Source organism: Streptomyces sp. HSW2009 (assembly GCF_040240285.1).
GTDB lineage: Bacteria > Actinomycetota > Actinomycetes > Streptomycetales > Streptomycetaceae > Streptomyces.
In genome coordinates this window covers 1-8,648 of sequence record NZ_JBEHZD010000348.1, presented here as the reverse complement: position 1 = coordinate 8,648, position 8,648 = coordinate 1, and the positions used below count along the sequence as shown (strand labels likewise).

The following is an 8,648-nucleotide window of genomic DNA, read 5'->3' as shown; positions in this document are numbered from 1 at the left end:
GGGGGGGGCCCGGGCGGGGGGGGGGGGGGGGGCGCGGCGCCGGGGGGGGGGGGGGGGCCGGCCGTGGGGGGGGGGGGGGGGGGGGCCCGGCCACCGCTGCCCGCGGTCGCGCTGCCCGGCGTCGCGCTGCCCGGCCCAACGGAAGGAGTCGGCCAGCACGGTGCCCATGCTGGACTCGCCCTCGGGGTCCCTGGTCGCCCGCGTCAGGTCGCCCGTGATCTGCCCGATGGTCTCGGCCCGGCGCGCCGGGACCTTGTCCTGCCAGTACTTGGCGATCTTCTGGGCGCCCGGGTCGGGGGCGATGTCCTTGGTGTTGGGGACGTTCCTGGCGACGGTGCGGTCGCGCAGTACGTCACCGGTCCCGCGGTCGATCTGGAGGTTGATCTCGCTGATCAGCCGGCCGTGGTTGGCGGCTTCCACGATCGGGCGCGGGTTGCCGGCCGGGTCGGGGAGCGAGCAGTTGGTGGTGGCGTGCCAGTGGCCGGTGACGATGGCGTCGACGGCCGGGCTGATCTCCTTGTTCATGTCGACGATCGGCCCGGACGGGTCGGTGCACTCGTCGTAGCCGCCGCGCTGGGTGAAGCCCTCGTGCATGACGGCGACGATCGAGCGGACGCCCTGCGCCTGGAGCCGGGCCGCGTACTTGTTGATCGCGGCGGTCTCCGACGTCACGCGCAACTGGTTCGGGGCGTAGTAGGAGAGCCCCTGCTCGATGGCGGTCTCGGTGGTGGTGTGGATGAACCCGACGGGGATCGTCCCGCCGCGCCCGTCATCGACCTGTTCGACGTGGTACGGCTTGGAGATGAGGGCGCCCCGGCCGTCGAAGACGTTGGCGGAGTAGTGCTTGGCGTCCGAGCCGCGGAACTTCTTGCCCGTCGAATCGGTGAAGCACAGGTCGCCGCCGAGCAGCTTGGGCGGGCAGGTGCCGTCTTCCATGTGCCGGAAGAAGTTGAGGCCGCGGTCCAGCTCGTGGTTGCCGATGGTGGAGAACTGGACGCCGAGGTAGTTCTCGAACTCGATCGTCGACTCGTTCCAGAACAGCGCGGCCTCGTTCGGCCAGCCCGAGTAGTCGTCGCCGTTGGCGAAGAGGATCGAGTTCTTCGCGGGCAGCCCGGCCTTCTCGCGCAACTGCTTGAGGTGCGCGGCGAGGTAGGCGCCGCCGCCGACCGTCTGCCCCGGCTGCCCCGCGTGGGCCCCGGGGACGGACTGCTTGTTGTCGGCGAAGTACCCGTGCAGGTCGGTGATCGACAGGAGCTGTACGGGGACGGCGTCGCCGCCGCCCGGGGCGGCCTCATCCGCGGCGGCGGGCGCGACGGCGGCGGCAGGAGCCGCGAGGGCCACGGTGACGCCGAGCGCCACGGCGACGCCGAGCGGTCGTTTTCGGCGGGATCTCAGTCGAGCAAACATGGAGTGGCCTCGGCCTTCCCTGGTCAACGGAGTGTGTCCGGGGCAGGAAAGCCGCTCCAGCGGAACCAGGCAGAACCGGTGCGTGAACACTCGATGCGGGGGGGCCAGCCGCGGAGGTGGGGAGCCGGCGCCCGTTCCAGGGCTTGTCTCCGCTAGGCGCTCGCGTACGAAGCGTGGGCCCTGCTGTTCACTGGCTGGTGGCGTGGTCGACCGCCAGGCCGTGGCGGAGGGGGTCGGCACGGGGCAAACCGGGGGAAAGCAGCCTCGTTAGCCGAGGGAGCGGCGAGCCGAGCTGATGAGGTTGTGTGCGTCTGGCCCGTACACGGCGGCCTCACGCAAGGTGCTCCACACCCGAAGGTGAAGGGCGACCTGTTCGGCGTCGTCAAGCCACAGCTCTGCATGCCAAGTTTCGGTGACCACCTGGCGGTCGTCGTAGATCCAGAACCCCAAACCAGGCGGGATCTTGAGCGGGGAAGCGAGCGGGACGATCCCAAGCTCCACCGTGTCCATACCGACGACCCCGGAAAGGCGGTCGAGCTGACTGGCGAGAACGGATGGCGAGCAGACCAGCGACCGCAGCACCGGTTCCCACAGGATGACGTGGTATTGCCTACTCCCGCTGTACAGAAGCTCTTGCCGCTTTATTCGAGCCCGTACGGCCGCCTCGATATCCCGGGGAGAGCGATGCAACTCGACAGACCGGGTCAGTACAGCACGCGCGTAGTCGGGGGTCTGGAGGACACCTACAACCCACGAAGACTCCCAAGCCCGCAACACCTTCGACTTCGCCTGCGCGTCGTTGTGGGCGTCCTGGACGGGCTTGTGCCCGGAAGTAAGTTGGCGACGCCATGAGCGGATGTGGGACTCGAACCCGGACAACCTACCTTGAAGCTCGTCGTATGACGCAGCTTGTCCACATGCTATGGCCCACTGTTGTAGGTCTTCCGAGGTAGCTGTCTGTTTGCCCAACTCCAGTTTCGAAACCTTGGAGTTGGGCCAGCCAAGCTTGCATGCCAGGGCTGTGCCGGTGAGCCGACCATCAGGGCAAGACAACCGAAGCTCCCGCAGTCGAACTCCGAGCGCTTCACGAGCCTGCTGGAAATCCGTGCTCACCGGCACACCTGCTTACTCCCTTGCAGCCAACTCCGCGACGAACTTCCGGAACGGAGTGGCGTGGTGCTGGGCCACGTCTCGTAGACGGTTGTACTGATTGACGCGCGCCGGTTCCGTGACCAATTCGGCGCCGGTCAGGTTGTCGTCGCTGTCGAAGATACAGACGGCGACAATGTGCGAGTCGAAGATCCAGAAGTCTTCGTCAGGCAGGTTGACGCGCTTCGCGTCCTCGCGCCACATGTTGCGCACGTCCTCGCCCAGCGCAGCGTTCTTCTCAGCGTGTACGAGTAGGTACCGCTGCCCCTCGGTCGGCGGGTTGTCCACGATCCGCACCCGGCCGACGTACGCGCCATCGGCTGTCTTGGCTTGGATGCCCCGGCCTCACGGGGTATCCAGGTCCCATGTCGGCGTCTCGCCCCTTGCGAACTGGGCGTACGTGTCCGTGGCCTCATCGACCGCATATCGCTTACGCATCTCCAGGTGCCACGCGCTGTGCTGGAAGTTCTCGAAGAGGCGAGCAAACTGTTCCGGGGTGAAGATGCGCGGTTCGGCGTCGCGGTCCTTCGGGCCGAAGTCGATCAGCGTGTTTCGTGGCATCACGATCGGGATCTCGCCCTCGTCGATGTGCTGGAGCTGCGCGAGGTCTTCTGGGTCCGTGAGGCGCGGCCCGTGAACGATGACCTCGCCAGTGTCGAGATCTTCATGGACAGCAGGGCAGCTACCTTCACCGCTCCCCGTGCCGTTGAAGCGCAGCCGTCGGGCCATGACTCGTCCTTTCGTCGGAGGTCGATCACCCCCAGCATTGCCTGACTGAGGACCGTCGAGCCATGGGTTCCGCGCACCTTCGCGCGAAAAATCGAGCTTGCCGAGCCGGCACGGGAGAAAAACCGAGAAAACAGCGTACCGCCCGCCGGCTCCACCGTTCTAGCGTCCGAGCCATGGCGTCCCTGGCCCCCTCCCCGCCCCAAAAACCCACCAGGCCAGCGGGGGTGACGCCACGTGATGCCCCACATCGCCGGTCCTTGCGCTGCGGAGATGGGAAGGGGCCCCGGGCGTCACACCGGATATGGCACCGCGCCGGAGAGCAAGAGCAGCTACGAACTGTGGAGGACAAGTGACAGCGATCATCGAAGGTCCGGCGATGAGCCAGGCCACACGGCCTACGAAGTTCCTTTGGCTCGACCTCACGAGGCGGTGCCAACTCAACTGCGCCCACTGCTACAACTCCTCGGGAGCGAACGGGACCCACGGGGACATGACCCGGGAGAGCTGGTTACGCGTCATCGAGCAGGCCACATCGCTGGGCGTGCGCAGCATTCAACTCATCGGCGGTGAACCGACGTTGCACCCTGACGCCCTGGTCATCGCGGACCGGGCACTGACGCGGGGCCTGGCCGTCGAGGTCTACAGCAACCTGGTGCACGTCTCTAACGCTTGGTGGGAGCAGCTCCAGCGTGTGGGGGCTTCGCTGGCCACCTCGTGGTACTCGGACCGGGCCGACGAACACCAGGCCATCACGGGGCGCCCCAGCTTCCAGCGAACGCGCGCCAACATCGTCAAGGCCCTGGAACTTGGCATCCCCCTTCGCGCCGGCATCGTCGCGACCGCTGAGGGGCAGCGCGTCAAGCAGGCCAAGCAAGAGCTAGCGGAGTTGGGTATCACGCGGGTCGGAGTGGACCACGTAAGGCCCTTTGGCCGTGGGGCACAGGGGCAAGCCCCTGACGCTTCCGAGCTGTGCGGCCAGTGCGGGAACGGTAAAGCGGCCATCGACCCCAACGGCAACGTGTCGCCCTGCGTGTTCTCCGCCGATTGGATGAGCGTGGGGAACGTCCGTACCGCGGGGCTGGCCGATATCCTTGGCGGCCCGGCGATGGCCAACGCGCGGCTAAATGTCCAACGTACAACCAGCGGTAAGAAGTGCGACCCCGACAGGTGCGACCCTGGCTGCGAGCCCAACGAAGAGTGCACTCCCGGTTTTCCGGGCAGCTCATGTCACCCGAGGAATTGAGCGTGCAAGAGAACCTTCCCGACCCAGAGCTCTGGTCACTCATTCACCCGTTCACGGGAAACCTCACGTCCGTAGACCGCACCCAGAGAGGCTTTGATTCGGACCTGACAGCCGTGGTCGAGTGCGAGCAGGGGCCGTTCTTCGTGAAGGCCATGCGTAACCGGCAGGGCGGCCGGCGCAGCTCGATCCTCCGCGAGCGGGCCATCGCCTCCACCGTGCGCCCGATCGCGCCGGCACTCGTGTGGGAAGTGGAAAACGATGACTGGATCGCCCTCGGATATGAAGTCGTCTCCGGGCGCCGAGCGGACTTCAATCCCGGCTCGCCAGACCTGTCGGAGGTAACTGCGCTGATCAACGGCCTTCGCGAGCTGCCTGCGCCCAAGGTGGCGCAGACGTGGACGGAGAGCCGGTGGGATCGCTTCACCGACCCAGAGACGGCGCAGCTCTTCCGCGGCGGGACGCTCCTGCACACGGATATCCACCCCAGCAACATCATCGTCGGTGACGGGCGCTCGTGGCTCGTGGACTGGTCCTGGCCCACGCTGGGAGCCGGGTTCATTGACCCGGCAAGCACGGTCATGCAACTCATCTCCGCAGGCCACACGCCCGCGCAGGCTGAGACCTGGGCCACTCAATGCGAAGGCTGGGCCAAGGCAGCCCCCGCGGCCCTGGATGCCTTCGCACGCGCCACTCGCCGGATGTGGGCCACGCGAGCAGAGGGCCAGCCCGGTGAAACGTGGCTGACCGCGATGCTCGCGGCGGCCGAGGAGTGGACGCAATACCGAGGACTCGGGTAGGCAACAGCGCCCCCGGCGGGGTTCCAGCCACCGGGGGCGCTACGCGTTCCCGCAGGTCACGCCAAATCTGGTCTACACGTGTCAGCCAAGGACGTAGGCGCCCGTGCTTCATGTGGGTGGGGCGGTTGTCTAGCCTGGGCAGCGACGTGGAACCGCGCTGATGGCGGCTCGTCCCCGCCGTGGCCACATGCATTGTGTCCACGGGTCGGAGACCGGTTCCCACAGTCCGGTGTCGGCGTCCCGGGTCCACTCACGAACGCGCGGCGGCGCGCCGGGCGTGCCCGCCCGGCCGCCTACTTCGTGTGCTCCTAGTCGGGTTCGGCGATCGGCATCCCTTCGACGAGTACGGGTGGCTCGACGGCGAGGAGTCGAGTGCGGAGAGCATGGACGAGGGCAATGCGTTCGAGGTCCTCGACGGCTGACCATTCGAGGTGGAGCTCGTCGCGGGGCAGGTCGGCGAACGCGTCCTCAGCCGCGCTGCCGCCGTCGAAGACGAAGGCGATTTCCTCATCCTGCTCGCCGTCGATGGCGGGTTGCTGATCGACGGCGAGCAGGGCGGCTGCCTTGGGCAACTTGATACCGAGCGCACCGGCGGCGCGGTGGGCGGCGCCGTGGATCGACTCCCCTGGTTGCACGATGACCCCGGGCGGGCAGCTCCAGCCATCCCGTACGACTTGAAGCACGCGCGGCCACATGCCCATGGGCGCGAAGTACTTGGGGTTCTCCACCGGGCAGCGGATGAGGAGGAAGACCCACACTTCGCGAGGTGGGTTGACGGATTCGCTGCCGCTCACGGGATGCACGAGCTTCATGCGGCGGCCCCACTTCCGTGGGCGAGGGCTCGCAGCCCGACGCAGGCTTGCGGCACCCGGTCATCGAGGGTCATGAGCCCGTACGCGGCCCGGCCGTCCGACCAGCACCAACCCTCGACGGTCTCGTACTCCGCGCGATGCCGGTTGGGGCACAGGACGTTGCTGCGCAACGCGTCCGGGTCGAACATCGACTCCTGGTACGCGCGGTGGAACTCGACGTCCGTCACGGGAGCCCAGGTGCCGTCCTCGCCGAAGCTGAGGAAGAAGCGGAGGGGGGTGCCCATGAGCAGGACACGGTGGGTGCCGTCCATCAGGCGCCCCCGGTCAGCGTCTTGTTGGGCTGGTTGCGGTGTTGCGGGCAGCGGCAGGGCGGCCAGGCGCCGGTGACCGCAACACGGAGGGCGTCGCCACATGCCTGTTCGCTGTCGACGGAGGTCACCGTGACGGCCTCGGAAGCAGGATCGGGCGAGCCGGTCTCGCCGGGGCGGCGGCGATAGACGCGAAGAGTCATCAGGTGTTCTCCCATGGTCCAAACCCTCACGGAGTCGATGACCACCGAGTGTGACCATCCAGCCACCACTCTCACCCGTCCGGCTTCCCACGGACAGTGATCCCGCGATGACTGACTGATGACTGGCCGCCGCTACCATGAGGCCGCATGGGGAGTCGGGATTTCGTTCGGCGCACTCAGCAGATGCTGCACGACCGGGGGCTTTCGATCAGGGCCGCGTCCCGGGCGATGAGCTACGACCCCGCCTATCTGACCCGGGTGTTGGCCGGCAAACAGGCACCGTCACAAACCCTCGCCGGAGCACTGGACCGGTTCCTGCGAGCCGACGGCGAACTCGTGTCACTGCTCGCAGCAGCACCCAGCGCACCCGAATCCGCGCTCGCCACCACCTTGCGCATAAGCGACGTACGAGGCGCCGAATTGGCCCGCGCCATTCGGGAAACCTCCCAGCGACTGGTGACGCTCGACAACGAGGGCGGCGGAATGCCCATTGCCACCACCGCCGCCCACGCCTTCAAGGTCATTCACACCCGACTGAAGAACGGCGACTACGCCACGGCGTACGAACGAGACATCCGCGCCGCCGCCGCGGAATTGGCCGAAGTAGCCGGCTGGGCCCTCTTCGACGCCGAACAACACGACGCGGCAGAACGCTACAACGAAGCCGCCCTCCATCTGGCCCGGGCCAGCGGCGACCGATCCATGGAACTGCTGATCCTCCAGAACATCGCCATGGTCGCGGAATGGCGGGGACACTTTCGCACCGCACTCGCCACGGCCGACGGAGCACTCACCCGGCGGCTGTCACCACGCGTACGAGCGATGTTCCTCGCACGCGAAGCCCAGGGACGCTTCGGCACCGGCGACGCGGCAGGCGGCGCACAAGCCCTCAACCGGGCAAAGACCCTCCTGGACGACGGAGTGCGCGACGACGAACCAGCATGGGCGTGGTGGGTGACCCACCAAGAACTCGACGGACAACACGGCTTCGCCCTCTGGGCAGCCGGCCGCCACCGCGAAGCCGCCCCCCACCTCCAACGCGCCCTGCAACCCACGGGCTCGGCAACGGTCGGCTACCGGAGCATCAGCGCCGCCCGCCTCCTCGGCTCCCTCCTCCACACCGGAGCCTGGCCAGAAGCCGAAGAACTCGCCATCGGCCTCCACAGCACGGCCAGCGAAACCGCATCCACCCGCACCCGAAACCTACTGTCAAAAACCGTACGCAAAAGCCTCCCGACAGCTCCCCCCAATACGGCCCACGCCCTGGAACACCTGGGCACACTCGTCAACAACGACCCCCTCGCACTCGACTGAACAACCGGCCGAACCCCACGACATGGGCGGACCCCATAGCGGATACCGGATAGCCAGCTACCGGCGAAATGACCTCACTGAGAGGGCCGCCCTACTCCACCCCTTCGCCCCGCTCGCGCTCCACGCGCCGCTCCCGCTCCGTACGGTCCAAGTCGCCGCGGTCCAGGGCCGGACGGCCAGATGCCGGATGGCCAGACGCCGGATGGCCAGACCCCGGGAGGCCAGCCGCCGGGCCGCCGGGCTCCAGGTGGCCCGCCTCGCGCTCCTTGCGGAGGCGCTTGCGCTCCGCCTTCGCCTCGCGGCGGGCGTCCTTCTCGCGTTGGATGTCCACCTTGCGGCGCTTGCGTTCCACGCCCACGCCGCCCCAGATCGCCAGGCCCGTGACGGTCACCCGCGGTGCGCCCGGGGCGCCGTCGCCGGTCGCCTTCTGGTCGAAGCCGCCCATGATGCCGATGCCGGTCACGTTGACTTCGACGTCGGGCGGTACGAGCACGGAGACGCCGCCCATCAGCGCGAAGCACCGTACGACCACGTCCCGGTCCTCGAACCTCGCCTCGCGCAGGTCGATCTCGCCGCCGCCCATGACGACGACCGAGGTGAAGGCGCGCGGCATGACCCAGCGGCCGGCGCGCTGGAAGCCGCCGAGTACGCCGACGCCCCAGCGCGACGTGGCGGGGGCGCCGATC

At 67.9% G+C, this 8,648-nt stretch carries 8 protein-coding genes and 2 pseudogenes; 3 read left to right on the top strand and 7 right to left on the bottom strand.

Translation table 11 applies throughout. The features are described 5' to 3' along the window. From AAHZ94_RS22880 to AAHZ94_RS22870, 3 genes and pseudogenes are all read right to left on the bottom strand, one after another. Positions 1–1,407: metallophosphoesterase (locus AAHZ94_RS22880; RefSeq protein WP_349994859.1), on the bottom strand; the 1,407-nt coding region annotated here is incomplete at its 3' end. A 267-nt stretch (positions 1,408–1,674) separates the two neighbouring features. Further along, positions 1,675–2,520 (bottom strand): helix-turn-helix domain-containing protein, encoded by an 846-nt coding sequence (locus tag AAHZ94_RS22875; protein WP_349994858.1) that lies wholly within the window; start codon positions 2,518–2,520, stop codon positions 1,675–1,677. A 12-nt stretch (positions 2,521–2,532) separates the two neighbouring features. Continuing rightward, positions 2,533–3,285, bottom strand: a pseudogene (locus AAHZ94_RS22870) (DUF6879 family protein). Positions 3,286–3,586: 301 nt separating this feature from the next. Between AAHZ94_RS22870 and AAHZ94_RS22865 the strand changes: the two are divergent. Both AAHZ94_RS22865 and AAHZ94_RS22860 read left to right on the top strand, forming a co-directional pair. Beyond that, a complete protein-coding gene (locus tag AAHZ94_RS22865; RefSeq protein ID WP_502964746.1) occupies positions 3,587–4,528 on the top strand; it encodes a radical SAM/SPASM domain-containing protein in 942 nt (313 codons plus the stop codon). 2 nt (positions 4,529–4,530) lie between these two features. Further along, positions 4,531–5,325: a phosphotransferase gene (locus tag AAHZ94_RS22860; protein WP_349994857.1), complete on the top strand. Its 795-nt coding sequence runs from the start codon at positions 4,531–4,533 to the stop codon at positions 5,323–5,325. 308 nt (positions 5,326–5,633) lie between these two features. Here the strand turns inward: AAHZ94_RS22860 and AAHZ94_RS22855 are convergent, their stop codons facing one another. The 3 genes from AAHZ94_RS22855 to AAHZ94_RS22845 are packed head-to-tail and all read right to left on the bottom strand — an operon-like array spanning position 5,634 to position 6,648. Then, positions 5,634–6,137, bottom strand: coding sequence for an NUDIX hydrolase (locus AAHZ94_RS22855; protein WP_349994856.1), 504 nt, complete (start codon positions 6,135–6,137; stop codon positions 5,634–5,636). Continuing rightward, positions 6,134–6,448 carry a hypothetical protein gene (locus AAHZ94_RS22850; protein WP_349994855.1) on the bottom strand — a complete coding sequence of 105 codons (315 nt, stop codon included), beginning with the start codon at positions 6,446–6,448 and terminating at the stop codon, positions 6,134–6,136. Before AAHZ94_RS22850 ends, AAHZ94_RS22855 begins: the two co-directional genes overlap by 4 nt. Further along, on the bottom strand, positions 6,448–6,648 hold the full coding sequence (locus AAHZ94_RS22845) for a hypothetical protein (RefSeq protein ID WP_349994854.1): 201 nt from the start codon (positions 6,646–6,648) through the stop codon (positions 6,448–6,450). The genes AAHZ94_RS22850 and AAHZ94_RS22845 overlap by 1 nt, the downstream gene beginning before the upstream one ends. 147 nt (positions 6,649–6,795) lie before the next feature. Here AAHZ94_RS22845 and AAHZ94_RS22840 point away from each other — a divergent pair, with 147 nt between their 5' ends. Next, complete coding sequence (locus AAHZ94_RS22840; RefSeq protein ID WP_349994853.1) at positions 6,796–7,962, top strand: helix-turn-helix domain-containing protein; 1,167 nt, start codon at positions 6,796–6,798, stop codon at positions 7,960–7,962. Between the two features lie 91 nt (positions 7,963–8,053). On the opposite strand, the pseudogene AAHZ94_RS22835 reads toward AAHZ94_RS22840, so the two are convergent. Further along, positions 8,054–8,648: pseudogene (locus AAHZ94_RS22835) on the bottom strand (LiaF domain-containing protein); the annotation flags it as partial.